The organism is Paracoccus sigandri (assembly GCF_003709565.1).
GTDB lineage: Bacteria > Pseudomonadota > Alphaproteobacteria > Rhodobacterales > Rhodobacteraceae > Paracoccus > Paracoccus siganidrum.
In genome coordinates, this window is record NZ_QNRC01000021.1 from 1 (window position 1) to 22,236 (window position 22,236).

The 22,236-nt window shown below is 68.1% G+C and carries 28 protein-coding genes and 1 pseudogene; 12 read left to right on the plus strand and 17 right to left on the minus strand.

The annotated features are described in order from the left end of the window. Positions 1–215 precede the first annotated feature (215 nt). Positions 216–365 carry a hypothetical protein gene (locus C9E82_RS24580; RefSeq protein ID WP_170161966.1) on the plus strand — a complete coding sequence of 50 codons (150 nt, stop codon included), beginning with the start codon at positions 216–218 and terminating at the stop codon, positions 363–365. 243 nt (positions 366–608) lie between these two features. Here C9E82_RS24580 and C9E82_RS16725 read toward each other — a convergent pair whose 3' ends face one another. Continuing rightward, on the minus strand, positions 609–899 hold the full coding sequence (locus C9E82_RS16725; RefSeq protein ID WP_119896410.1) for a hypothetical protein: 291 nt from the start codon (positions 897–899) through the stop codon (positions 609–611). Positions 900–1,091: 192 nt separating this feature from the next. Continuing rightward, complete coding sequence (locus C9E82_RS16730; RefSeq protein WP_170161965.1) at positions 1,092–1,829, minus strand: GntR family transcriptional regulator; 738 nt, start codon at positions 1,827–1,829, stop codon at positions 1,092–1,094. A 285-nt stretch (positions 1,830–2,114) separates the two neighbouring features. Between C9E82_RS16730 and C9E82_RS16735 the strand changes: the two genes are divergently transcribed. The 3 genes from C9E82_RS16735 (at position 2,115) to C9E82_RS16745 (ending at position 5,100) form a co-directional block, all read left to right on the plus strand. Then, positions 2,115–3,095, plus strand: coding sequence for a tripartite tricarboxylate transporter substrate-binding protein (locus tag C9E82_RS16735; protein WP_119896408.1), 981 nt, complete (start codon positions 2,115–2,117; stop codon positions 3,093–3,095). A 67-nt stretch (positions 3,096–3,162) separates the two neighbouring features. Further along, positions 3,163–4,107, plus strand: coding sequence for a hydroxyacid dehydrogenase (locus C9E82_RS16740; RefSeq protein WP_119896407.1), 945 nt, complete (start codon positions 3,163–3,165; stop codon positions 4,105–4,107). Continuing rightward, on the plus strand, positions 4,108–5,100 hold the full coding sequence (locus tag C9E82_RS16745) for an Ldh family oxidoreductase (RefSeq protein WP_119896406.1): 993 nt from the start codon (positions 4,108–4,110) through the stop codon (positions 5,098–5,100). 32 nt (positions 5,101–5,132) lie between these two features. Here the strand turns inward: C9E82_RS16745 and C9E82_RS16750 are convergent, their stop codons facing one another. The 4 genes and pseudogenes from C9E82_RS16750 to C9E82_RS16765 all read right to left on the minus strand — a co-directional run. Continuing rightward, the gene (locus C9E82_RS16750) at positions 5,133–6,125 is read right to left on the minus strand and encodes a YeiH family protein (RefSeq protein WP_119896416.1); all 993 of its coding nucleotides are present in this window, start codon (positions 6,123–6,125) and stop codon (positions 5,133–5,135) included. Between the two features lie 101 nt (positions 6,126–6,226). Then, the gene (locus tag C9E82_RS16755) at positions 6,227–7,408 is read right to left on the minus strand and encodes a UxaA family hydrolase (RefSeq protein WP_119896405.1); all 1,182 of its coding nucleotides are present in this window, start codon (positions 7,406–7,408) and stop codon (positions 6,227–6,229) included. Positions 7,409–7,411: 3 nt separating this feature from the next. After that, positions 7,412–7,699, minus strand: coding sequence for a UxaA family hydrolase (locus tag C9E82_RS16760; RefSeq protein WP_240643393.1), 288 nt, complete (start codon positions 7,697–7,699; stop codon positions 7,412–7,414). Positions 7,700–8,060: 361 nt separating this feature from the next. Continuing rightward, positions 8,061–8,451: pseudogene (locus C9E82_RS16765) on the minus strand (transposase); the annotation flags it as partial. 276 nt (positions 8,452–8,727) lie between these two features. Between C9E82_RS16765 and C9E82_RS16770 the strand changes: the two are divergent. Beyond that, positions 8,728–9,384, plus strand: a complete 657-nt coding sequence (locus C9E82_RS16770; protein ID WP_119896403.1) for a ceramidase domain-containing protein — start codon at positions 8,728–8,730, stop codon at positions 9,382–9,384. 401 nt (positions 9,385–9,785) lie between these two features. Here C9E82_RS16770 and C9E82_RS16775 read toward each other — a convergent pair whose 3' ends face one another. After that, entirely contained in the window at positions 9,786–10,628 is an 843-nt protein-coding gene (locus tag C9E82_RS16775; protein ID WP_119896402.1) for an aldo/keto reductase, read from the minus strand. A gap of 148 nt (positions 10,629–10,776) precedes the next feature. On the opposite strand from C9E82_RS16775, the gene C9E82_RS16780 reads away from it, so the two are divergent. Then, positions 10,777–11,325, plus strand: a complete 549-nt coding sequence (locus tag C9E82_RS16780) for an ABC transporter permease subunit (protein WP_221035996.1) — start codon at positions 10,777–10,779, stop codon at positions 11,323–11,325. 92 nt (positions 11,326–11,417) lie between these two features. Beyond that, the gene (locus C9E82_RS16785; RefSeq protein ID WP_119896401.1) at positions 11,418–11,996 is read left to right on the plus strand and encodes a VTT domain-containing protein; all 579 of its coding nucleotides are present in this window, start codon (positions 11,418–11,420) and stop codon (positions 11,994–11,996) included. Here the strand turns inward: C9E82_RS16785 and C9E82_RS16790 are convergent. Beyond that, the gene (locus C9E82_RS16790; protein ID WP_119896400.1) at positions 11,951–12,916 is read right to left on the minus strand and encodes an alpha/beta fold hydrolase; all 966 of its coding nucleotides are present in this window, start codon (positions 12,914–12,916) and stop codon (positions 11,951–11,953) included. The two genes, C9E82_RS16785 and C9E82_RS16790, sit on opposite strands and share 46 nt — an antisense overlap. 82 nt (positions 12,917–12,998) lie before the next feature. Next, the gene (locus tag C9E82_RS16795; RefSeq protein ID WP_119896399.1) at positions 12,999–14,096 is read right to left on the minus strand and encodes a hypothetical protein; all 1,098 of its coding nucleotides are present in this window, start codon (positions 14,094–14,096) and stop codon (positions 12,999–13,001) included. Between the two features lie 297 nt (positions 14,097–14,393). Here C9E82_RS16795 and yghU point away from each other — a divergent pair, with 297 nt between their 5' ends. Then, complete coding sequence (gene yghU / locus C9E82_RS16805; RefSeq protein WP_119896397.1) at positions 14,394–15,266, plus strand: glutathione-dependent disulfide-bond oxidoreductase; 873 nt, start codon at positions 14,394–14,396, stop codon at positions 15,264–15,266. Between the two features lie 82 nt (positions 15,267–15,348). On the opposite strand, the gene C9E82_RS16810 is transcribed toward yghU, so the two are convergent. Further along, entirely contained in the window at positions 15,349–16,257 is a 909-nt protein-coding gene (locus tag C9E82_RS16810; protein ID WP_119896396.1) for a LysR family transcriptional regulator, read from the minus strand. Positions 16,258–16,355: 98 nt separating this feature from the next. On the opposite strand from C9E82_RS16810, the gene C9E82_RS16815 reads away from it, so the two are divergent. The 3 genes from C9E82_RS16815 to C9E82_RS16825 are packed head-to-tail and all read left to right on the plus strand — an operon-like array spanning position 16,356 to position 17,690. Next, on the plus strand, positions 16,356–16,676 hold the full coding sequence (locus C9E82_RS16815) for a nuclear transport factor 2 family protein (RefSeq protein WP_119896395.1): 321 nt from the start codon (positions 16,356–16,358) through the stop codon (positions 16,674–16,676). Continuing rightward, positions 16,676–17,455, plus strand: coding sequence for an SDR family oxidoreductase (locus tag C9E82_RS16820; protein ID WP_119896394.1), 780 nt, complete (start codon positions 16,676–16,678; stop codon positions 17,453–17,455). Before C9E82_RS16815 ends, C9E82_RS16820 begins: the two co-directional genes overlap by 1 nt. Positions 17,456–17,477: 22 nt before the next feature. Further along, positions 17,478–17,690, plus strand: coding sequence for a hypothetical protein (locus C9E82_RS16825; protein ID WP_119896393.1), 213 nt, complete (start codon positions 17,478–17,480; stop codon positions 17,688–17,690). Here the strand turns inward: C9E82_RS16825 and C9E82_RS16830 are convergent. Next, complete coding sequence (locus C9E82_RS16830; protein ID WP_119896392.1) at positions 17,687–17,890, minus strand: dodecin family protein; 204 nt, start codon at positions 17,888–17,890, stop codon at positions 17,687–17,689. The genes C9E82_RS16825 and C9E82_RS16830 overlap by 4 nt on opposite strands. Before the next feature lie 163 nt (positions 17,891–18,053). Here C9E82_RS16830 and C9E82_RS16835 point away from each other — a divergent pair, with 163 nt between their 5' ends. Beyond that, positions 18,054–18,257: a hypothetical protein gene (locus C9E82_RS16835; protein ID WP_119896391.1), complete on the plus strand. Its 204-nt coding sequence runs from the start codon at positions 18,054–18,056 to the stop codon at positions 18,255–18,257. Positions 18,258–18,345: 88 nt separating this feature from the next. Here the strand turns inward: C9E82_RS16835 and C9E82_RS16840 are convergent, their stop codons facing one another. From C9E82_RS16840 to C9E82_RS16865, 6 genes are all read right to left on the minus strand, one after another. Beyond that, positions 18,346–18,957: a hypothetical protein gene (locus tag C9E82_RS16840; RefSeq protein ID WP_119896390.1), complete on the minus strand. Its 612-nt coding sequence runs from the start codon at positions 18,955–18,957 to the stop codon at positions 18,346–18,348. Between the two features lie 96 nt (positions 18,958–19,053). Continuing rightward, positions 19,054–20,478 carry a PAS domain S-box protein gene (locus tag C9E82_RS16845; protein WP_170161964.1) on the minus strand — a complete coding sequence of 475 codons (1,425 nt, stop codon included), beginning with the start codon at positions 20,476–20,478 and terminating at the stop codon, positions 19,054–19,056. A 171-nt stretch (positions 20,479–20,649) separates the two neighbouring features. Beyond that, the gene (locus tag C9E82_RS16850) at positions 20,650–21,306 is read right to left on the minus strand and encodes a phosphoribosyltransferase (RefSeq protein WP_119896388.1); all 657 of its coding nucleotides are present in this window, start codon (positions 21,304–21,306) and stop codon (positions 20,650–20,652) included. A gap of 156 nt (positions 21,307–21,462) precedes the next feature. Then, complete coding sequence (locus tag C9E82_RS16855) at positions 21,463–21,651, minus strand: hypothetical protein (RefSeq protein ID WP_119896387.1); 189 nt, start codon at positions 21,649–21,651, stop codon at positions 21,463–21,465. 13 nt (positions 21,652–21,664) lie between these two features. Then, positions 21,665–21,862 (minus strand): hypothetical protein, encoded by a 198-nt coding sequence (locus C9E82_RS16860; RefSeq protein WP_119896386.1) that lies wholly within the window; start codon positions 21,860–21,862, stop codon positions 21,665–21,667. A 21-nt stretch (positions 21,863–21,883) separates the two neighbouring features. Beyond that, positions 21,884–22,126, minus strand: coding sequence for a hypothetical protein (locus tag C9E82_RS16865; RefSeq protein WP_119896385.1), 243 nt, complete (start codon positions 22,124–22,126; stop codon positions 21,884–21,886). Positions 22,127–22,236 lie beyond the last annotated feature (110 nt).

A 22,236-nucleotide genomic window follows, 5' to 3' on the forward strand; every position in this document is an offset into this window, starting at 1 on the left:
CCACCTATGTCGAGATCTACACCGGCCAGGCACCCCAAAAACGCGAAATCGCAAGGTTCAACGCAGCCGTGAACAGAAAAGCAAATCCAAAAGCCTAACAGCACCAGAACCGAGAGCCAGAGAAGGCACGCCGGGTCCCATTTCGCGGGGGCCCGGATCGAATGGCCAGCCGCCGGAGGCCCGCGCCTTCATCACTGAAAATCGCGGCCTCGGGAATGCGCGGGACCAGGATCCGCGTCGTCTGCGCCGAACAGGCGGTGGTGCTGCCCGCTTCGGCGCTGCAATTCGTCGTGGTGCGTCCGGCGGGGCCGTCCTTCTGCGCGGGCAAGCGGACCGTCCAGCAATTGCCGCAGAACCTGGCCTGAATGGAGCACCTAATCCCGCCCGGATCCCGGCAAGCGCCGAGGGACAAGGACTTCTTGGTAGGATGTGCCCGTCCCGACCCAACGAGGCGCGAAGAATACCCTCAGCCACGTGCACCCTCATCGCGGCATGGCGGGGCCAATTCAGGCTGGTGGCCTGGCCGAGAGGGAACGAAATGGCGGCGCGTCATGGATTTCCCCTGCCGAACCCGAGACTTATCGCGGTCGCCTGCACCCCGCCCGGCCTCACCGGTTGCAGTCGATCCAGCGCGACAGCAGCTGCCGGTCGCGGAAACATTCGTCCGGGACCGTGCGCCGCTTGATGCGCGCCAGCCGTTCCGCGAAGGCCACCTGCTTCGAGGTCGGCAGGCTGTTCGGCGCGGGCGTCATCTTCGCCTGGGCATCGATCCAGGCGCTGAGCGCCCGCCTGTCCTGCAGCGCGTCCCATGGCAGGGGCGCGTGGTTCCTGACTGCCAGGGAGCGGGCATAGGCGATCTGGCGCGGCGTGGCGGGCAGCGCGATACTGGTGGATTCCATCTCGGACCTCCGTAGCTGACCATGCCCCGGATATAGAACAGATCGGGAACAAAATCAATCCCGGCCGTTTCGGACCAGAACAGGCTCGCGCCCGGCGGGACTGCCGCGTCACGAATCGGCAGACCCCCGCGCAAGCCGAAGGATGCAGCGCGCCGCAGACCTGCGGGGGTCGCCGCGCAGGGGGTCACCGGGTCAGCGCAGATCGACGCTGTAATGAAAACCCTCGCTGGTGCATGTGCTGATCCGCCATTCGACGGGCTGGTTTTCCAGCGAATAGGCAATGCGACTGATCTGCAGCACCGGGGCGCCGGGGGCGAGCGACAGGAGCTTCGCCTCCTGCGCGCTGGCCGCGACGGCCTTCAGCCGTTCGGTCGAGCGCATGATCACCACCCCGAAATTGACCGCGAAAAGGCCGTAGAGGTTGTTCGGCAGCTCCATCCCCTGCAGCGCGCCGAAGATCCCCGCCGGAAGGATGACCGTCTCGACGATGGCGGGCAGCCCGCCGATCGAGCGGAGCCTTTCGATGCGGATCACCCGCGCGCCGGGATCGAGACCCAGAACCCGCCGCTCTTCCGCGCTGGCCGGGAAGGTGCCGGTCGAGAGGATGGTGCTGTCGGGAAACTTCCGCTCTCCCGCGTCGGGTTTCAGGCGGAAGAACTGGAACATGATGCGTTCGTCGTCGTGGCGGGCGACGAAGGTGCCGCGCCCCTGCTTGCGCACCACCAGGTTCTCGGCCGCCATCGCGTCCAGCGCCTTGCGCACCGTGCCCTGGCTGACGCCAAGCTCGGCGGCAAGCTGCATCTCGCTTGGCAGGATGTCGCCGGGCGCCCAGACCCCGTCCACCAGCCGACGCAGCAGCTTCTCGCGCACCTGCACATAAAGCGGCCGCAGACCGAGGCCCGCCGTCTCGTCCGTCCTGGCTGTCGTCATGCCGTCCCGCCCGTTTTCCATCGCCCCAATCTACGCATATGCCGCAGCGGTGAGAAGAGGCTTGACTATTATATAAGACATAAGATAGCTGTTATATGACCAAATCCCCGACCATCGCCGGGGCCATGCGTCTGACAAGCAGATCTTTCCCTTGAAAAACAGGGCGAAGGACATGACCGGCATCGCGACCAGGGGAAGGCCGCGCGGCACGCATCGGGGGGATGCGCGGGGCCTGATCGGGAAGGGAATGCAGGGGTCGCAACCAAGGACAGAGGGGAGGAGAACATGAACCCACGGCTTCAATCCGCGACGCTGGCCCTGCTTGGTGCGGCCGCGCTGGCCGCGCCGGCCCTTGCCCAGGACTATCCTGCGCATCCGGTCACGATCGTCGTGCCCTTCTCGGCCGGCGGGCCGAGCGATACGGTGGCGCGGGTCATCGCCCATGCGATGGGGCGCGAGATGGGCCAGCAGGTCCTGGTGCAGAATGTCGGCGGCGCGGGCGGGACGCTGGGGGCGGCTCAGGTCGCGAATGCGGCGCCGGACGGATACAACCTCCTGGTCCATCATATCGCGATGGCGGTCTCGGACGCGCTCTACGCCAACCTGCTCTTTTCCCCGACCAAGGACTTCACGCCCATCGGCCTTGCCACCGACGCGCCGATGGTCATCACCGGCCGGCCCGGACTGGCGGCCGACAGCATCGGCGAATTGCTGGAGCTGATCCGCGCGGAAGGCGCCGACATGACCATCGCCCATGGCGGCATCGGCGGCGCGGCGCATCTGTGCGGCATGTTGCTGCAAGAGGCCCTGGGGGTCGAGATGGTCACCATCCCCTATCAGGGCACCGGCCCGGCGATGACCGACCTGATGGGCGATCAGGTGGATGTCATGTGCGATCAGGCGACGACTACCGTCTCGCCGATCCGCAACGGCAGCATCAAGGCCTATGCGGTCACCTCGGATGAGCGCATCGACAGCCTGCCCGACCTTCCCACCACGGCCGAGGCCGATCTTGCGGCGGTCCGGATCGGCGTGTGGCACGGCCTCTATGGCCCCGCGGGAATGGAGGAGGCGGTCGTCTCCAGGCTGGAGACCGCCTTGCAGGCGGCGATCCGGGATCCCGAGGTGATCGCGCGGCTGGCCGATATCGGCACGGTCCCGATGCCCGTCGACGACGCCACCCCCGAGGCCCTGCGCGCGATGCTGGACAGGCAGATCGCCCTGTGGGAGCCGATCATCGAGCGCGCGGGCGTCTTCGCGCAATGACCGGCAGCCACCGGCCCGCAAGGGCGGTATCGTCGCAGCACCCGCGCCCCGGACGGAGGACACGAGCTTGAAGGCAGTCGTATCGGAATTCATGGAAGAGGATATCCTGCGCGAGCAGCTGGCCGGGTGGGATATCCTCTATCGCCCGGATCTGGTCGAGGACCGGCAGGGGCTGCTGGCCGCGCTTGCCGATGCCGATGCGCTGATCGTCCGCAACCGCACGCGGGTGGATGCGGAACTGCTGGCCCGCGCGCCCCGGCTTCGCGTGGTGGGCCGGCTGGGCGTGGGCCTGGACAATATCGACCTCGCCGCCTGCAAGGCCGCCGGGGTCGCGGTCTGCCCGGCGACCGGGGCGAATGACGTCTCGGTCGCGGAATATGTCATCGGCGCGGCGATGGTGCTGCTGCGGGGCACCTTCGCCATGCCCTCGCGGCTGGCCGGGGGCGACTGGGCGCGCAATGCGCTGATGAACGGGCGCGAGATGCAGGGCAAGCGGCTGGGGCTGGTCGGCTTCGGCTCGATCGCGCGGGAAACCGCGCTGCGCGGGCAGGCGATGGGGATGCGCGTCGCGGCGCACGATCCTTTCGTGGCGGCAGAGGATCCGGCATGGACGACGCCGCTCGGCCGCATCGAGCCGGCCGGCCTCGACCGGATCCTGCGGCAAAGCGACGTGATCTCGCTGCATGTTCCCCTGACGGACGCGACCCGCCACCTGATCGGGCCCGAGGCCATCGCCGCCATGAAGGACGGCGCCATCCTGGTCAATGCCGCGCGCGGCGGGGTGGTGGACGAGGCGGCGCTGGCACAGGCGCTGGCGGCGGGCCGGCTGGGCGGCGCGGCGCTGGACGTCTTCGAGACCGAGCCCCTGCCCGCCGATCAGGCCAGGGCCTTCGCGGACCTGCCCAATGTCATCCTGACGCCGCATATCGCCGGGCTGAGCCGGGAATCGAACCGCCGCGTCTCGGAAGTGACCGTCGCCTCGGTGCGGGCGCATCTGGCAGGGGAGGCATGAATGGCCAGGATCTCGCTTCATGACGCGCAGGACGTCGCCGGCGCCGCGCTGATCCGCAACGGCGCGGCGGGGCCGGTGGCGCAAAGCGTGGCGGGCGCGCTGGTGCGGGCCGATGCCGACGGCTTCAAGGGCCACGGGCTGGGGCGGCTGCCGTCCTATGTCGCGCAGCTGCGGGCCGGGAAGATCAACGCCTCGGCCAGGATCCGGCCGTCCCGGCCCCGGCCCGGCACCCTGCTGGTCGATGCCGATCACGGTTTCGCCTATCCGGCGCTGGACCTTGCCACTGGCGCACTGCCCGACATGGCGCGCAGCCAGGGCATCGCCTGCGCCGCCATCGCCCGTTCGCATCATTGCGGCGCGGCGGGCCTGTTCGCCGAGACCCTCGCCCGGCAGGGGCTGATCGCGCTGCTGTTCGCCAATACCCCCGCCGCGATGGCCCCCTGGGGCGGCAATCGCGCGGTCTTCGGCACCAACCCGATCGCCTTCGCCTGCCCCCGCGGCGCGCAGGATGATCCCATCGTCATCGACATGGCCCTGTCCAGGGTCGCGCGCGGCAACATCGCCGCGGCCGCCCGGCGGAACCAGGCGATCCCGCCGGACTGGGCCTTCGACAGCGACGGCCAGCCCACCACCGATGCGAAGCGCGCCCTGGAGGGCACCATGGCCCCGCTGGGGGACGCCAAGGGGATCGCGCTGGCGCTGATGGTCGAGCTGCTGGCGGCGGGCATGACCGGCTCGAACTATGCGGCCGAGGCGTCGTCCTTCCTGGATGCCGAGGGCCCGCCGCCCGGCACCGGCCAGTTCCTCGTCGCCATCGACGCGACGGCATTCGCGCCCGATGCCACGGACCGCTTCGCCGCCCTGGCCCGGGCCATCGAGGGACAGGAGGGCGCAAGGCTGCCCGGCGCAAGGCGCTTCGCCATGCGCGCCGAGGCCGAAAGGCAGGGGATCGAACTGGGCGACGACCTGATGCGAGAGATCGCCGCGCTCTGATCGCGGCACATGGGCGGCGGATCGGGACCTGCCTAGCCCATCAGGTGAACGCCGATCAGGACGAAGCCGGCCAGGAAGATGGTTTCCGCGACGATCAGGCCGACGGCGGTGCCGCCGACCGCCATCATCCGCACCAGCGAGGTCTTGATCCCGACCGCCGCGATGGCGGTCAGCAGCGCCCAACGGCTGAGTTCCTCGGCCGCATGGGCGACGAAGCCGGGAATGAGGCCGAACGAGTTCGCCGCCGCCAGCAGCAGGAAGCCGATGACGAAGCCGGGCAACAGGGGCGGGCGCCCGCCGCCCTCGGCGCCGGCCAGCCCGCGCGCGCGGATCGCCAGCGAAATGACCAGCACCACCGGGGCCAGCATCGCCACGCGGATCAGCTTGACGACGGTCGCGGCCTCGCCCGCCTCGGGACCGACCGAGAAGCCCGCCCCGACCACCTGCGCCACGTCATGGATCGTGCCGCCCAGGAAGACACCCGATTCCAGCGCCGAGAAGCCAAGCGTCGAGGACAGCGGCGGATAGGCGATCATCGCGACGGTGGACAGCACCGTGACGGCCATCACGGTGAAGGCCAGGTTGCGCTCGGACTTGTCGGTCCGGGGCAGGACGGCGGCGATCGCCATGGCCGCCGAGGCCCCGCAGATCGCGACCGCGCCCCCAGACAGCAGCGCCATCCACCAGCCGCGGCCGAAGAGGCGCGCGGCGAGCAGCGCGAACAGGATCGTCGCCACCACCCCGCCGATCACCAGCAGGACCATCGCGCCGCCCAGATCGGCCAGCATCCCGACCGAGATCCGCGCGCCCAGAAGCGCGACCCCCAGCCGCAGCACCGCGCGCGCCGCATGGTCGACGCCGGCCTGGGTCCGGGTGCCATCCTCGGCCAGGAAGTTCAGCGCCAGCCCCAGAAGCAGCGCCATCAGCATCGCCGGCGCGCCGTAATGTTCCGACAGGAACTGCGCCGCGACCGCGACCAGGATCGAGACCGCAATGCCGGGGAAAAGTTCCGAGAGGCTTCGCATCGCATTCTCCGGGGCCAGCACCGGCACCTTCAAGGCCCGGCGAACAGGGACGAACGGCCAGCCCCCGGATCGCGGGGCCGGCCGGCGGCGCAGTGCCGCGTTCAGGCGCTGCGATACAGCTTGGTCATCGAGAATTCGCGGTGTCCAAGCGCCTCGGCCGCCGTGGCGCGGCCATTGGCGGTGCGCAGGATCATCTCGATCAGCGCGTCGCCGGCCTGGTCGATGGTCATCTCGCGCGTCAGCACCCCGGTCACGTCCACGTCGATATGTTCGGACATGGTGCGCAGGGTGCGCGGATTGCCCGAGATCTTGATGACCGGCACGATCGGGTTGCCGACCACGTTGCCCTGCCCGGTCGGGAAGGTGTGGATGACATAGCCGCCCGCCGCCATCAGCGTGACGCATTCCGCCGCCGCCGAGGAACTGTCCATGAAGTAAAGCCCCGGCCCCTTCGAGGGCGCCTCGGCCGGCCCCATCGCGTCGATATAGGTCGAGCTTCGGCCGATCTTCTCCAGGTTCCCCAGCGCCTTTTCCTCGATCGTGGTCAGCCCGCCCAGGATGTTGCCCTTGGTGGGCTGGCTGTCGGACAGGTCGCTGGTCTTGAAGGCCTCGATCACCTCGTCCTGATAGGCCTGCCAGATCTTCCTGAACCTGGCCGCGGCCTCGGGATTGGCGGCGCGCTTCTCGCAGATATGCTCGGCCCCGGTGATTTCCGAGGTCTCGCCGAAGCAGCCATGGATCCCCAGCGGCAACAGCTTGTCATACATGTTGCCCACCGTCGGGCAGGAGGACAGGCCGGTGGTCGTGTCGCTCTCGCCGCATTTGGTCGAGATCCACAGCTCCGAGACCGGGCAGTCCTCCTTCTGCAGCTCGGTCGCCCAGTGGACATATTCCTTGGCCTTCCAGCTGGCCTGGCGGATGGTCTCGAAATCGCCCTTCTGCTCGATCGAGAAGCCGGCGACGGGCTTGCCGGTCCTGGCGATGCCGTCGACGATGACCTGCGTCCATTCCGGCTCGATCCCGATCACCACCACGGCGGCGACATTGGGATTCGCGCCGGTGCCGATGATGGTGCGGAAATGCAGCTCCAGGTCCTCGCCGAACTGCAGGCGGCCATAGGCGTGCGGGATCGCCAGCGTGCCCTTGACGTTGTTCGCCACCGCCTCGCAGGCCGCGTTCGAGATGTCGTCGACCGGCAGGATCAGGACATGGTTGCGCACGCCGACGCGGCCGTTCTCGCGGCGCCACGCCCGGACGGTCGCATTGCTGAAATCAAGAGCCATGGCTTACCACCGTTTGGTTTTGCAGTTGTGGGTATGGACGTGCTCGCCCACATCGGCGTCACCGACCATCCTGCCGATGTCCTCGCCGTATTTGACGACCGTGTCGCCGGCCTTCAGCGGCTTCAGCGCGACCTTGTGGCCGATCGGAATGTCGGCCTTCGCGGTCAGCCGGAAATCCGAATCGTCGGCGGTAACGACGCAAAGCATCTCGGTCCCCGCCGAAAGGTTCTCGACGACGACGACGCCGACATTGTCCTCGTGATCATGGACCAGAAGTTGTGGAATGCCCAAGTGCTCCTCCTGTGCAAGGGTAGCATGAAACCCGTGGGCCGACATTTATCATGTATAAGATGTCTTATACAAGAATAATCTTGGAAGGCGCCGCGAGCGGTTCCGCCATGGGCCGTCCGGGGGTTTCTCGCACGGGGAAAAGATCGCGCGGGGGGCGGTCCCGCGCGCTAAGTTCCGGACAGCGACGGGCCGGACCTGTTCGTCGCTGTCCGGGACGCCGAGGGAAGCCAGGACCGCGCGTCGGGCCATGGCCGTGGCGGCCGCATGTCGGCCCGCAGCCGTCGCGCGGGCCTTTCGCAAGCAGCCTGGCATTGTTTCAAAACTCGGGGTTAAAGCGTGGTTTCCCGTTGCCCCGTTCACGTCACGCCACGCGCTGGATCTCGGCAGTGCCAACTGCGTTGAAGCGGTTCATGAACGCGATGCGGATGTGGACTTCGGCCGTCTGTCTGTCCGGGTCTCGCGAGGCGATCCGCTCGCCGAAGGCTTGAGGTCGAGCAGGTGAACGCCACAGGTTCGAGAGAACCTGCGAGGTCATCTTCGTCTCGATCCGACTTCGGATGTGATAGCCGGACCAGCGCTTCCAGTTGGCTCGCCCGCAGGATGTCGTTGCGGGCACGGGCGGCGGGGCCGTCCTCCTTCCAGAAGCGTCCGTTCCTGCGGACGGGTATGACGGCCGCGCCGCCGCGATCCACGATTGCGGTGTGGCAACACCGGGTGTCGAAAGCGCCGTCGCCGGTCACGGTGCCGATCTGAAGCGCTTCGTTATAGCTCTTCCAGTTCGTCCTGCGGTAGCGGGCAGGCGCAGGTTTGCTCATGCAAGGGCCCTTAGCCTACCAAAGCGACCGCGTGAATCCCGCAGCAGACCCGAGTTCTGCAACAATGCCGCATTGCTCTGTTGACGGTTCTCATCGCGCCGTCTTGCCGAATCTGCAGATGCGCCGCGCGACGCCCCGGCAAGGACCCTTACCTTCCGCGACATCGGCGCCTATCCTGCGCCGGAACTGCCGCCCTGATCCGAAAGGTTTCCGATGAACTGGCTTGCCCCTGTCGACGCCTATTGCGAACGGACCGGCCCCGACTACTGGTCCGAGCCGATCAATGCGCTGACCAACCTCGCCTTCCTGATCGCCGCCCTGGTCCTGTGGCCGCGGCTGAGAGGGCCAGAGATGGCGATGGGCCGGGCGCTGGCGGCGGTGTTGTTCGTGATCGGCATCGGCTCCTGGCTGTTCCACACCCATGCCAACCAGCTGACCGGGCTGATGGACGTGCTGCCGATCCTCGCTTTCATCCTGCTCTATGTCTTCGCCGCCACCCGCGACTATTTCGGCGCGCGCCCCTGGATCGCCGCCCTGGTGACGGCGGGCTTCATCCCCTATGCCGCCGCGACGGTGCCGATCTTCGCGATGATCCCCGGCCTCGGCTCCTCGGCCAGCTATGCGCCGGTGCCGCTGCTGATCCTGATCTATGCGGCGCTGCTGCGCAGACGCCTGCCGGAAACGGCGCGCGGCCTTGCCATCGGCGCGGGGATCCTGATCGCATCGCTGACCTTCCGCACGCTGGACCAGCCGCTCTGCGGCGCCCTGCCCTTCGGCACGCATTTCCTGTGGCATGTGCTGAACGCGGTGATGCTGGGCTGGATGATCGAGGTCTGGCGCCGGCACCGGCTGGGATCGGCCAGCGCCTGACCCGTGGCGTCACAGACTATGGAGCCCCGTCTCCAGCCCGCCCTCGCCCGTGGCCAGGACCCTGGCGCCAGCCAGTCGGGTGTCACCTCGGCGAAACGGATCGTGCCGGTGCGGTCGATCGGCAGGATCGCCGGCATCGGCAATTCCCAGGTGCCGGCGCCGGTGGTCGTTGGCAGGTCCGAGCCGCAGGCGCTGGCAAGAGCCTCGGCATCCGGAAGGTCATGCCAAGCGCCAGCGCGTTGTCGGGATCGCTGGCGATGGTCAGGCCCGGATCATACCGCGTCCCGATGGCCTCCCGGCCGCTGCGCCATGCGGGTGATATGCGACAGGTTGAAATTCGCATCCGGCCAGGCGCCCAGGTGCGGTTTTCCGTCCGCACCCATCCCGGCGCCTCGATCAGATCAGGGTTTTCTGGAATTCGGGGCATAGCCAAGCTGCGGGCCCTCGCGCGGGTCGCGCAGCTTGGCGACCCATCGCGGATCGCCCAGCAAGGCCCGGCCGATCGCGATCAGGTCGAACTCTCCCGCCGCCATCAGGGCGGGAACGGTGCCGATGCCGGTGCTTTCGGCCGGCGTCGCCGCGCCGCGAATATAGGGCGCCTGAAGCCCGACCGAGCCCACCGCGATCACCGGCAGGCCGAACAGCTGCCGCGTCCAGCCCGCCAGGGTCAGGGGCGAGCCGTCGAAACCCGGCTCGTGATAGCGCCGGGTCGAGACGTGGAAGGCCGTCAGGCCCGCATCGACCACGGGCTGCAGCGCCGCGCGCAATTCGTCGGGCGTGGTCCAGGGCCGCGCGTCGTAATGCCCGCCCTTCCATTGCGAGAAGCGCAGGATCACCGGATAGTCCGGCCCGACCGTCGGGTCGGACCAGTGGCTTTGATAGAGGTCGATGTAATCGGTCTGCAGCCGCGCCAGCGAACCCTCGACCGCCTGCTCGATCCATGTCGCCGACAGGTCGACCCTGCCCTGGCCGATATCCGAGCCGACCTTGGTGACGACATGCACCCTGTCGCGATTGCCCCGCGCCTTCAGCCAGCACCCGATGATCTTCTCGCTTTCGCCGTCATTGCCCGGCACCCAGCACGAATAGACATCCGCCGTGTCCGGCGCGGCGAAGCCCTGATCGACGAAGGCATCGAAAATCGCGAAGGAGGTGGCTTCGTCCGCCGTCCAGCCGGCGGTGTTCGTGCCCAGGACAAGCGGCGCGATGTGAAGATCGGTCTGGCCCAGCTGGCGAAGCGTCATGATCTCGCTCTCTCTTCCGAGGGGTCCGGCTGGGGTGGTCGTCGCCGGCCTTCCTGCCCTCGCCCGGCCGCATCCGGGATGCGTTTCTGCGCGCCGCAAACCAGGGCCATGCCAATGCCACGCTCTGGAAACATGTCGCCGCCAGCCCGTGGCGGGTGTTCGCCGCGCTTCCGTGCACCATGGCGGTCGGGGTGCCCATCGGCCTGCTATCGCCAGGTCGCGGATCGGCCGGGGGATCCTCGATCCGCTGGTCGAGTTCATCCGGCCGCTGCCGCCCCTGGCCTATCTGCCGCTGATCCTCATCTGGTTCGGAATCGGCGAGACCTCGAAAGTGCCGGTCATCGGCATCGCCATGCTGGCGCCGATCGTGATCTCGACCGCCTCGGGCATCCGCGCCGCCCGCGCCTTCGGCACCGGCCCCTGGCAGCTGATCCGCGAGGCGATGTTTCCGGCCGCCCCGCCCTCGATCCCGACCGGCATCCGCATCGCGCTGGGGGCGGGCCGGACCACGCTGGTCGCCGCCGAACTGGTCGCCGCGACGCGCGGGCTGGGCTGCATGATCCAGTCCGCCGCGCAATTCCTGGTCACCGACATGGTCCTCGCGGGCATTCCGGTCATATCTGTGCTGGCGGCGGTTTCGGAACTGGTCCTGCGCCTGCCGGAGCGCCGCTTTCCGCCCCGGATCGGCAAGCACTGAACAGGTCCCGATCCGCCGCCGGCCTGCTTGCACTTGCGTCCGGGCGTCTCTAGCCTGAGCCTCCACGCCCCAGCCTCAGGAGACGTCGCCCGGTGGAAGCCCTTATCGAACACTATCTGGGCAATCCGCTGATACTGGCCGCGCTGCTGTTCCTGGCGAATTTCGTCATGGAGGAAGGCGCGATCGTCGCCGGCGCGGCGCTGGCCGCGGCCGGAGAGATCGGCACCGGGCTGGCCCTGGTCGCGCTGGTCAGCGGGAACATCGTCAGCGACTGGGCGCTTTACGGGATCGGCGCATTGGCGGGCAGCAGCCCCCTTGTGCGCCGCTGGGTCGACGGGGCGATGCTGGCGCGGGGACGGCGGCTGCTGGATCGCGGGGTCCTGCCGGCGGCGCTGCTGGCGCGGCTGCTGCCGCCGGTCTTCATGGCCAGCGGTTTCGTGCGCGTCGATTTCCGCCGCTTCGCGATCGTGAACGGCGTGGTGGCGGCGGTCTATACGGTGGCGCTGTTCTTCGGGGCCTTCGGGCTGAACCTCGTCCTGTTCGACCTGCTGGGCAACTGGGCCTGGCTGGTCGTGGCGGGGCTGGTGGTCGCGGCCGTCTGGCTGAGCCACCGTTTCACGGTCTATTACTTCGCCTCGGACAAGGACGAGGAGGACGGGTCGGCCGGCTGAGGCGGCGCCCCGCCATCGCCGATCACGCAATCCAGCGCCGCGCGCAAAAGCTCGGCATGGGTCCAGGGCAGGAAATGGTCGGCATCCTCGATCAGGATCACCCGTGGTCCGGGATCCCTGGGCAGATGCGCCTGCAGGAAGGGCACGTTATCCGGCGGCACCAGGGTATCGGCCAGGCCCTGAACGATGGTGACGGGCGCGGTGACACGCCCCAGATCGGCGGCCAGATCCTCAAGCCCCGGCTGCAGGTTCATCAGCTCTGCATTGGCATTGGCCAGTTCGGCGGGCAGAAGCCGGGCGAAGAAATCCAGCGCGGCCAGCTGCTGCAGCGGGTGGGTTTCTTCCAGCTGCGGATCGGCGGCGGCGCCGATCAGCAGGACACCCGCCACCCGGTCGGGATGATCGGCGGCAAGCCGCAGCGCGACCGGGCCGCCATAGGAATAGCCGACCAGAACCGCCGGCCGGGTGCCGGCCGTCAGAAGCGGCGCCACGGCGGCGGCCTGGCCGGCCAGTTCGGTCTCGGGCTCTTCCCCGCTGGCGCCGAAGCCGGGGCGGTCCACGGCCATGTGATACTGCCCGGCCGGAACGTCCAGCAGGAACCTGTCCCATTCCTCGGCGGTGCCGGGACTGCCATGCAGGAAGATCACCCGCCGCCCGCCGGGCTGGCCGGCCGCCAGATATCCCAGATATGCCTGCCCGTCCTCGCGCGCCAGCCGCATCCGCCGCACCGTGCGGTCCTGTTCCTCGGGCCAGGCGTCGTCGGGCTCCAGCCCCAGGCCGGTGATGGCCGAGAACTGTTCGCGCAGCGGCTGGAACGGCTCCAGCACGAAGCCGAGCGCCTCTTCGGCCAGCGTCTGTTCCGGCGCGGGAATCACGATGGTTTCGCCGGGGGGCTGGCAGATGGGCAGGTCGGGGATCATGCCTGGCTCCTGTGCAGCGGGCCGGATTGGCCCGCCGATCGATGGCACTGTCCCGCCACGCGCAACATTGCGCAAGGACCGTTTACGAGCTGGGGGGATAGATCCGCCGCAACGCCTCCTGCTGGCGCTGCAGCCGGATCATGCCGCGCAGGCCCACCGGCCGGGCCCCGCGCGCCCGCATCGTGGCGCCGATGGCGAAAAGCCAGCGATACTGCCGCCACAAGGCGCGATAGGCCTGCCGCAAGGTGCCGTCGCCGGCCCAGAAATGCAGCATCTCGGCACCGGCGCCATTCAGTTCCAGGATCCTGAAATCGCGGGCGGCGCCCAGGTCCTCGGGGCTGCGGAAGCGGATGTCGAAGCGGCCGAAATGGAAATCCGGTATCTCGCGCGAGATCTCGTCGATCAGCGCCTCCAGCTGCGGCGTCACCAGCGGCAGCGCGTCGCGATAGACCGCGCCCAGCCTGGCGCTGCGGGCATTGGTCAGGACGTGGAAGGCGCCGGGGCCGGGCACGGTCTCCCAGCTTTCGGGATGGCGGCCGCGATAGATGGCGCTGTTCGGACGCAGGACCTTGTCGGCCTGGACCAGCTGGGCCACGCTGCGCCGTCCGTCGCCGATCACATGGGGCGGATAGACGAAGGCCATCGAGACGATACGGCCCCGCGCCTGGTCCGGGTGGCGCAGATAGAAGATCCCCGCCTCGCCGGGCAGGTCGACCAGTTCCTGCAACAGGACCGCGGCACCCGGCGGCTGCACCGCCAGATAGGCCGCCAGGTCCTCGGCACGCTGGATCAGCCGGACGCCCCAGCCCTGATAGCCGCGATCGGGCTTGGCGACGACCGGGAAGTCCAGCCCGGCCTCGGCCATCGCGGCCAGCGCGCAATCGAGAGGGGCGTCGGCATCGCATTGCAGGCAGGCGAAACGCGCCAGCTGCGCCCTGCCCAACGGCCCGAACAGATCCAGCCCCTGCGATTTGCTTTCGCCCCACAGCCCGCCCGCCTCCATCGCCGGATTGGCGGCGCTGGGAAGCGTCAGGCTGCGATAGCGGATCGCCAGCGCCAGCCACATCAGCGCGGGCAGCAGGTAGAACAGCCGTTCCGGGATGTGACGCTTGAAGGCGGGATAACGCTCTCCCGCGGGTGGACGGAGCTGGGGAGAAGCGGCGTGAGGCGTAGAGGTCAATGGTCCGAATCGTCCTTCGCCGGGATCGCGGGCGGGGATCCGAACATGGCCGGGACACCCTTGCCGGAGATGCGCCCCGGCTTCCAACGCACCATCCGGAAGAAGGGGAACCATGGCGCAATTCGGCCGAAAGGTCCAGATTGGCGGGCCGGAGGCCCCATGGCATCGCGGCAGCGGCATGTCGCCCGGCCGCAGCCTCGCAGAATTTCGGCCCATGTCGCGCGCGCCGCCGATGCAGCGGTTGATGTTCGGCGCCCTCCCCCACATCTTGAGGCCAGACAGCGATCAGGAGACGTCATGAACGATTACACCCCGCCCCAGGTCTGGACATGGGACAAGGAAAACGGCGGCGAGTTCGCCAGCATCAACCGCCCCGTCGCCGGGCCGACGCATGACAAGGAACTGCCGGTCGGCACGCATCCCCTGCAGCTCTATTCGCTGGCCACGCCCAACGGGCAGAAGGTCACGATCCTGCTGGAGGAGCTGCTGGAAGCCGGGCATGACGCCGAATACGACGCCTGGCTGATCCGCATCGGCGATGGCGACCAGTTCGGCAGCGGTTTCGTCGCGGTGAACCCGAATTCCAAGATCCCGGCGCTGATGGACCGCTCGGCCACGCCGCCGCGGCGGGTGTTCGAATCCGGCGCGATCCTGCTCTACCTGGCCGAGAAGTTCGGCGCCTTCCTGCCCCGCGATCCGGCGGCGCGGACCGAGGCGCTGAACTGGCTGTTCTGGCAGATGGGCTCGGCCCCTTACCTTGGCGGCGGCTTCGGGCATTTCTATGCCTATGCGCCGGTCAAGATCGAATATGCCATCGACCGCTACACGATGGAGGTGAAGCGGCAGCTGGACGTGCTGGACCGGCATCTGGCCGATCACCGCTTCATGGCCGGCGAGGAATATTCCATCGCCGACATGGCGATCTGGCCCTGGTATGGGCGGCTGATCGCCGGCGAGGCCTATGGCGACGCGGCGACATTCCTGGATGCCGGGATCTACGGGAATGTCCGGCGCTGGCATGACGAGATCGCCGCGCGTCCCGCCGTCCGGCGCGGGATCATGGTCAACAAGACCTCGGGCGATCCGGCCGAACAGCTGTGGGAACGCCATGATGCGTCGGATTTCCTGACCAAGACCCAGGACAGGATCGGCGAAAAGGCCGACGGCTGATCCGCACCGCGCTGGATCCCCGATGCGCCGGAACGACCCCCGCCGGCGGCGGGGGGCGGGAAGCGGCGGGCTGACGCAGGGCTCACCCCCTCTGCGCCTGCCGCGCCATCTCTCGCGCCATCGCAAGGAATGCGGTGAGTCCCGCCGAGGGGTTCCTGCGGCCGGGGTAATACAGGCAGAAGCCGGGGCGCGGCGGGGTCCAGTCCTCCAGCAGGCGGATCAGGCGGCCGGCGGCGATGTCCTCGGCCACGTTCTGCTCGATGAAGAAGCCGATGCCCGCGCCCTCCAGCACGGCGGCGCGGGCGATGGCCGCCTCGTCCAGGATCAGGCGGCCGCGGACGTCGATCTGCACCACCTCGCCCTGCCGCTCGAAATACCAGCGGAACAGCTCTCGGTTCGGCAGCCGCACCCGGATGCAGTCATGCGCCAGCAGATCGGCCGGAACCAGCGGCCGGGGCCGGCCCACCAGCCAGGCCGGCGTCGCGACGACCGCATGGCGCTGCGGCTTGCCAAGCGGCAGGGCGATCATGTCGCGGGGGACCAGGTCGGCGATGCGGATGCCCAGGTCGAAGCCTTCGGCCACGATGTCGACCAGCCGCTCCTCGGTCACCAGGTCGACCTGCATCCGGGGATGGCGGCGCAGGAAGTCCAGCACCAGGGGCGAGATGATCTCTCGCCCCGCCACCGCCGAGGCATTGATGCGCAGCATCCCCGAGGGCGTCTGGCCCTGCGCGCGCACGCTGTCCATCGCCCCGCGGATCTCGGCCAGCGCCGGCGAGACGCTTGCGACGAACTGCCGTCCGGCATCGCTCAGCGACACGCTGCGGGTGGTCCGGTTGAACAGCCGCACGCCGAGGCCCGCCTCCAGCCGGGCGATGGCATGGGACAGCGCGGTCGTCGACATGCCCAGCTCGATCGCCGCCGCCCGGAAGGAGCCCCGGCGCGCGATGGCCAGAACGGCCTCCAGATCCCTCAGCCCGGCATCCTTCATTGTCCCGATCCTGTCATCACCAGATGCCATCTTATCCCGCTTATCCCGATAATGGTCGAGGCCCATGTTCCGCCTGCAAGCAACAGAAGGAACGGAACATGCAGCTTCCCGCGCCGATCAGAACCTATTTCGAGGCCCAACCCCCGCAGGATGCCCAGGCCCTGGCCGCGGCCTTCGCGCCCGATGCCGTGGTGCATGACGAACACCGGGCCCATCGCGGTCCCGAGGAAATCCTGGCCTGGTGGCAGGCGGCCAAGGCGCAGTATCGCCACAGGGCCGAGCCGCTGGACCTGACCCAAGCGGCGGGCAAGACCGTGGTCCGCGCCCGCGTCAGCGGCGATTTTCCGGGCAGCCCGGCCACGCTGACCTTCACCTTCGGCCTGGCGGGCGGCCGCATCACCGATCTGGAGATCCGCTGATGACCGGCTTTCTGACCCTGCAGGGCAAGCGCGCCTTGATCACCGGCGGCACCCAGGGCACCGGCGCCGCCACCGTGGCGCTGTTCCGGGAACTTGGCGCGCAGGTGCTGACCACGGCCCGCTCTCGCCCCGAGAACCTGCCCGAACAGATCTTCGTCGCCGCCGACCTGACCACCGCGCAGGGCTGCCAGGCCGTGGCCGAGGCCGCGCGCAGCCGGCTGGGCGGCGTCGACATCCTGGTTCATGTGCTGGGTGGATCGAGCGCGCCGGGCGGTGGCTTCGCCGCGCTGACCGACGAGGAATGGCGGAAGGAGCTGGACTGGAACCTGCTTTCCGCCGTCCGGCTGGACCGCGCGCTCGTGCCGGGGATGGTCGCGCAGGGCGCGGGCGTGGTGATCCATGTCACCTCGATCCAGCGCCTCATGCCGCTGCCGGGCTCGACCACCGGCTATGCGAGCGCCAAGGCCGCGCTCTCGACCTATAGCAAGAGCCTTGCGAAAGAGGTGTCGCCCCAAGGCGTGCGCGTCCTGCGCGTCGCCCCCGGCTGGATCGAGACCGAGGCCGCCATCCGCCATGCCGAGCGGCTGGCGCAGGAGGCCGGCACCGACTACGAGGGCGGCAAGCGGATCATCATGGAGGCGCTTGGCGGCATCCCCTTGGGTCGCCCCGCGCAACCGGCCGAGATCGCCAGCCTGATCGCCTTTCTCGCCTCGGATCGCGCAAGCTCCATCACCGGCGCGGAATATGTGATCGACGGGGGAACCGTCCCGACGGCGTGAGGTGCGCCTGGCTACGGCGCGCATGGCCGGACTGCATTTTGCCGATTGCGGGCGGCAGGCGTTCGGCATGTGGGCGGGCCAGATCCCGCGCCGCCCCGACCTCCGGGCCGCCGGCCGATATGCAAGCGGTCGGGGCGATGCGGGTTTCGGCGGCCCGGCCCGGCGGCGCGATCCCGACGGCATCGGCACGTCCCGGACGGTCGCCGAGGATTTTCGGGTCGGCGATTTCGCCTAGCTGTCCAGCACGAAAGTCACCATCATGTTCACCTGATACCGGCTGATCTCTCCGTTCTCGCAATCCACCTTCTGCTCCTTGACCCAGGCGCTCTTCACGTTCCGGAGCGTTTCGTTTGCACGCTGAAGCCCCTGCTTCAGGGCGTCCTCGAAGCTCGTCTCCGACACCGCGGAAATTTCGGTCACCCGTGCAACTGTCATGTCTTCCTCCTTTCAGAACGAAAGCAGGCAATCCTTTCGCGGCGCAATTGTTCCAGCGCGGACGCGAAAGGCATCGCGGTCTGGGTCCGGAATTGAGGGGGGTCGCGGCGCTGCCTGGAACATCCGCCCGCCGCAAAGGTTAGGCGCGACTGGAGGACATATCATGACCATGGACCAGTCGAAACGGCCCACCCCCGTCGCGGACCCGGAAGGCAAGGATGAAGGCGTATCACGCAAGCCGAAGGGGACCGAAGATAGCCGCCCGGAATCCGCCAAGCCCGTGAAGCCCGGCGGCCAGAAGCCGGATACGGCGATGTGCGAGAACCGCCGCCATCCCGGCATGATCGACAAGAACGAGGACTGCTGAGCGATCAGAGCCGGGTTTTGCCCGGCAACTCGTTTCCCGAACGCAATGGCGCCTTCGCTCCGCCACGGCGGCGTGCAGCGCGGCCCGGCTACAACGTGTCGGACAACTGGCGAATGATCGCTTTTCGCCCATGCCGGTTTCGGATCTGCTCGGACCAGGGTTTATCGGACCGCAGAAACAGCAGGTTGTTCTCGTTGGTCACATGGAACACGCGGCGCGCTGCGGCGATGCCGGAAGATGCCGCGGTCACGGCCGCAACGGTTATCTCGATGCGCGTCAGGTCCAGATCCTTCCGCTTCCTTTCGCTGCGCAGCGACGCCCGTTCCAGCAGGTCGTCTATGGAGCCGATCTCGACATGATCTCCGCTTTTGAGCGGGCGCTGCAGCGTTGCCACGTCAAGCGAAGGCCGGTCGCTCGGATGCAATTCGGCCCTGTCCGTGACCGATACGACGGATTCCTCGCCCTCGGCGTCGATCTTCAGGACGACATCGAGGACATAGATCGGCTCCAGCCCCAGGTTGCTGATGATGATCCTGCCGGCCAGCCCCCGGTCGCCTCCCAGGGTGATCAGGATCTCGGTCCGGCGCTGGCGGCGCATCCCCGCCACGAACATGTGCAGATAGGTGATCCAGACCAGGGCCGTCACCATGCCGACCATCGCCTGGACCACCGTGCTGTGCTGAAGGATCCAGTCCCACATGACTGCCAGTTAAGAACGGTTGCCGCAGGCGCAAGGCGAGGCCGGGAAGATCGCGCCCCATGGGCCGTTTTCAGCCGGGTCCCTTCCGGTCTTGCGTCACTGCAGGGCGGACAGCTTTTCCCGCCGCTCCAGTTCCCCCAATGCCTGGACCAGGCTTTCGATCGTGAACGGCTTGGCGATGTAGGACGAGCCCGACCAGCCCGCAGGCAGGGATTCCGGGCCGTATCCGGTGGCGAGGATGAACGGGATGCGCCGCTGCGCAAGCGCTTCGACGACGGGCTGGGCGCTGCGTCCCTTCAGATTGGCGTCGACGATGGCCAGATCGATATGCTGCGCCCCGATCTTTTGCAGCGCCTGATCGATGTTGTAGGCCGGGCCCACGATGCTGCTTCCGGCCGCTTCCAGCGCGGCCGCGATATCCATCGCCACCACGACCTCGTCATCGACGACAAGCACCTGCCGATCACGCAGATCCGCCGCATCGCGCGCCGCGCCCCGATCCTTGCCGGCGGATTTTCCCGAGGATGCCTTGGGTTGCCGGGGATTGTTCAGCAGAAGTTCCAGCCTGACCCGGCGCTCGGTTCCCGCCTGCTCGATCAGGCTCTGGCCGCCATTCGCATCGGCCACGCGCCGCAGCAACGAAGTGCCGAAACCTTCGCGCCCCGGTGTTTGCTGGATGCAGATCCCGGTCTCCGTCCAGGTCAGGGCAAGCCGCTGGCCGGCGTCGCAGGCCTCGGTCCGCCAGTCGACCCGCAGCCGGCCGTGCGTTTGCGACAGGCTGCCATATTTCCGGGCATTGGTCGCCAGTTCGTGGATGACAAGGCACATATGCGTCGCCAGGTCGCCCTCGATCAGCAGATCCGGTCCGTGAAACGCGCAGCGGTCCCGTTCGCCACCGCGCAGGGCAAGTTCCTCCTCCAGCAGGTCGCGCAGGTTCACCCCGGCCAGATCCTCGCGCACCAGAAGGTCATGGGCCTGGGCAAGGGCGCGCAGGCGTTCCCTGAACGCGCCGACGAAGGCCTCGGGATCGGGCGCCCCCGCCAGAGTCTGGGTGGCAATGGACTGCACCACGGCCAGGGTGTTCTTCACCCGGTGGTTCAGTTCGGCGATCAGCAGGGATTGCAGCTCTTCGGCACGTTTCCGCTCGGTGATGTCGCGGGCGATCTTGGAGGCGCCGACGATATTGCCCAGGCGATTGCGCAGCGGCGACACCGTCAGCGAGACATGCAGCCTTCTGCCGTCCCTGGTCAGGCGCTGGGTCTCGAAGTGATCGACCCGCTGCCCGTTGCGCAGCAGGCCCAGGATATGCTCCTCCTCCTGCTGCAATTCGGGGGGGATGATGCACAGGATCGACTGGCCGACCATCTCCGCCTCGGAATATCCGAAGATCTTCTCGGCCCCCTTGTTCCAGCTGAGGATGATGCCCGACAGGTTCTTGCTGATGATGGCATCGTCAGAGGACGAAACGATTGCGGCAAGTCGTTCAAGCTCGGCCTGCTCATCCAGATGCTCCGATGGCATTCCACCCTCCCGAGTATCGTTCATCCCGCCATTTCACACCCTTGCCGGCAGGAACGCCAGCGAACATGCCGCAAGATTGGCTAATAAAGATCAGTCGATACCAGCGAAAAAGGCACGGCACGCGATGCGGGCCGGCGGCGCCGCGTGCTTTCTCGCATGGAACGCCGGCCTTCAGCCAGGACCGCGTTCCTGGCTTTCGCGAAGCGCGGCGATGACCTCTGCATCCTCGACCTGGTCGAAATTCTCGTAATGCAGGCCCACCGCGCGGAAGGGCCAAGGTTCCAACAGGCAGATGATGCGGTCGGCCTCGGGCCGCAATCGCTCCAGCGCATCCGGCGCGGCGACCGGCACGGCCAGGACGATCTCGGCGGGCTTCAGCCGGGCCAGCGCCCGCAATGCGGCCAGGGCCGTCGCGCCGGTGGCGATGCCGTCATCGACCAGGATCGCGCAGCGCCCCGCCACCGGCACCGGCGCCCGGTCGCCCAGATAAAGCTGCCGCCGCCGCTCGATCTCGGCGGTCAGCCTGCGGATTTCCGCTTCCATATAATCATCGGGCGGCCGGAAAGCCTTGGGAATATGGTCGTTCATCACATGCTGCGGCTGCGCCCCATCGACCACGGCACCGATGGCGAATTCGGGATGGCCCGGCGCGCCGATCTTGCGCACCATCAGCAAATCCAGCGGCGCCGACAGCCGCCTTGCGATCTCGGCAGCGACCGGCACGCCGCCGCGCGGCAAGGCCAGGACCACGCAATCGCGGTCGCGGTAATCCGTCAGCCGCCCGGCCAGGCGGCAGCCGGCATCGCGTCGATCGGGAAAGCGTTCCATGACGACCTCCTGTGCCAGAGTGCCATCCCTCGAGAGAGTCGACCAGCATCAGCAGCCCATGAGCGGCCCGCCTGCCGAACCGTCGCCCGGCCGCGGCATCGTCAGGGGGGCGGCATCCCTGCCGTCCGGGCGCTGGCCTGTGCCACGGCGGGATCGTCAGCCGGCGTCGTCAGGCGGCTTCCGTGGCTGGGCCCTGCCCTGCGGCGTGGCGTCCTCCTTGCCGGCCTCGCGCCGGTCCGAGGATTTCAGATCGGGGCGCGGATCGAAATCCGCGCCGGCATTGGTCGTGTCCACGCGCTTCTCGATGATGCGCCTTTGCTGTTCGCGGGTCTTTTTCCCGATCATGGCGAAAGCCCTTCTACTTGTTCGTGCGGCCCTTCTGCCTTGGATCCACCGCCCCTTCGGGCGTCGTGTCGTTGAGCACGTCGCCCTCGAAGGTGCTTTCGCCACCGATCTGCGGATCCTTCCGGCTGGCGCCTTTCGAGCGGCCGATCCCCGGATCGCCCCGCAGGTCGGCATCCGAGGGGTTCTTCGATTTCATGTGCTTCGATGTCATGGATTTTCTCCCTGGCGGGGGTCAGGACCCGCCGTCGTCCTCGACTTCGCCATCGCGATTGGCGACATGTTCCTGCCCCTGCTGGGTCTGCACATGCCGGGAATCGAGGCCACGTTGATCGGAATGGCGCGACTTGTCGCGGTTGGTCAGGATTTCGCTGCGCGCGGGCTGCCCGACATCTTCCGGGGCCAGCCCGCCCGAGCCGTCACCCTTGCCCTGATCCTGCTGGCCGGCGCCGAATTTCTTGCTGCTTGCCCGAGCCATGGCATTCCTCCTTCTGTCCGTTGCGAAGGCAGGGAACTGGCAGGTCGCGCGATTGTTCCTGCACGCCGTCCGGCATCTGCCCGTCCGGGCCGGGTCCGGCAGGAACATTT

Excerpts from the sequence above, each read along its gene's own strand:
- C9E82_RS24580 (WP_170161966.1), top strand. The coding sequence starts at position 216 with ATGCGCGGGACCAGGATCCGCGTCGTCTGCGCCGAACAGGCGGTGGTG.
- C9E82_RS16725 (WP_119896410.1), bottom strand. The coding sequence starts at position 899 with ATGGAATCCACCAGTATCGCGCTGCCCGCCACGCCGCGCCAGATCGCC.
- C9E82_RS16730 (WP_170161965.1), bottom strand. The coding sequence starts at position 1,829 with ATGACGACAGCCAGGACGGACGAGACGGCGGGCCTCGGTCTGCGGCCG.
- C9E82_RS16735 (WP_119896408.1), top strand. The coding sequence starts at position 2,115 with ATGAACCCACGGCTTCAATCCGCGACGCTGGCCCTGCTTGGTGCGGCC.
- C9E82_RS16745 (WP_119896406.1), top strand. The coding sequence starts at position 4,108 with ATGGCCAGGATCTCGCTTCATGACGCGCAGGACGTCGCCGGCGCCGCG.
- C9E82_RS16750 (WP_119896416.1), bottom strand. The coding sequence starts at position 6,125 with ATGCGAAGCCTCTCGGAACTTTTCCCCGGCATTGCGGTCTCGATCCTG.
- C9E82_RS16755 (WP_119896405.1), bottom strand. The coding sequence starts at position 7,408 with ATGGCTCTTGATTTCAGCAATGCGACCGTCCGGGCGTGGCGCCGCGAG.
- C9E82_RS16770 (WP_119896403.1), top strand. The coding sequence starts at position 8,728 with ATGAACTGGCTTGCCCCTGTCGACGCCTATTGCGAACGGACCGGCCCC.
- C9E82_RS16775 (WP_119896402.1), bottom strand. The coding sequence starts at position 10,628 with ATGACGCTTCGCCAGCTGGGCCAGACCGATCTTCACATCGCGCCGCTT.
- C9E82_RS16790 (WP_119896400.1), bottom strand. The coding sequence starts at position 12,916 with ATGATCCCCGACCTGCCCATCTGCCAGCCCCCCGGCGAAACCATCGTG.
- yghU (WP_119896397.1), top strand. The coding sequence starts at position 14,394 with ATGAACGATTACACCCCGCCCCAGGTCTGGACATGGGACAAGGAAAAC.
- C9E82_RS16810 (WP_119896396.1), bottom strand. The coding sequence starts at position 16,257 with ATGAAGGATGCCGGGCTGAGGGATCTGGAGGCCGTTCTGGCCATCGCG.
- C9E82_RS16815 (WP_119896395.1), top strand. The coding sequence starts at position 16,356 with ATGCAGCTTCCCGCGCCGATCAGAACCTATTTCGAGGCCCAACCCCCG.
- C9E82_RS16820 (WP_119896394.1), top strand. The coding sequence starts at position 16,676 with ATGACCGGCTTTCTGACCCTGCAGGGCAAGCGCGCCTTGATCACCGGC.
- C9E82_RS16825 (WP_119896393.1), top strand. The coding sequence starts at position 17,478 with ATGGCCGGACTGCATTTTGCCGATTGCGGGCGGCAGGCGTTCGGCATG.
- C9E82_RS16830 (WP_119896392.1), bottom strand. The coding sequence starts at position 17,890 with ATGACAGTTGCACGGGTGACCGAAATTTCCGCGGTGTCGGAGACGAGC.
- C9E82_RS16835 (WP_119896391.1), top strand. The coding sequence starts at position 18,054 with ATGACCATGGACCAGTCGAAACGGCCCACCCCCGTCGCGGACCCGGAA.
- C9E82_RS16840 (WP_119896390.1), bottom strand. The coding sequence starts at position 18,957 with ATGTGGGACTGGATCCTTCAGCACAGCACGGTGGTCCAGGCGATGGTC.
- C9E82_RS16845 (WP_170161964.1), bottom strand. The coding sequence starts at position 20,478 with ATGCCATCGGAGCATCTGGATGAGCAGGCCGAGCTTGAACGACTTGCC.
- C9E82_RS16850 (WP_119896388.1), bottom strand. The coding sequence starts at position 21,306 with ATGGAACGCTTTCCCGATCGACGCGATGCCGGCTGCCGCCTGGCCGGG.
- C9E82_RS16855 (WP_119896387.1), bottom strand. The coding sequence starts at position 21,651 with ATGATCGGGAAAAAGACCCGCGAACAGCAAAGGCGCATCATCGAGAAG.
- C9E82_RS16860 (WP_119896386.1), bottom strand. The coding sequence starts at position 21,862 with ATGACATCGAAGCACATGAAATCGAAGAACCCCTCGGATGCCGACCTG.
- C9E82_RS16865 (WP_119896385.1), bottom strand. The coding sequence starts at position 22,126 with ATGGCTCGGGCAAGCAGCAAGAAATTCGGCGCCGGCCAGCAGGATCAG.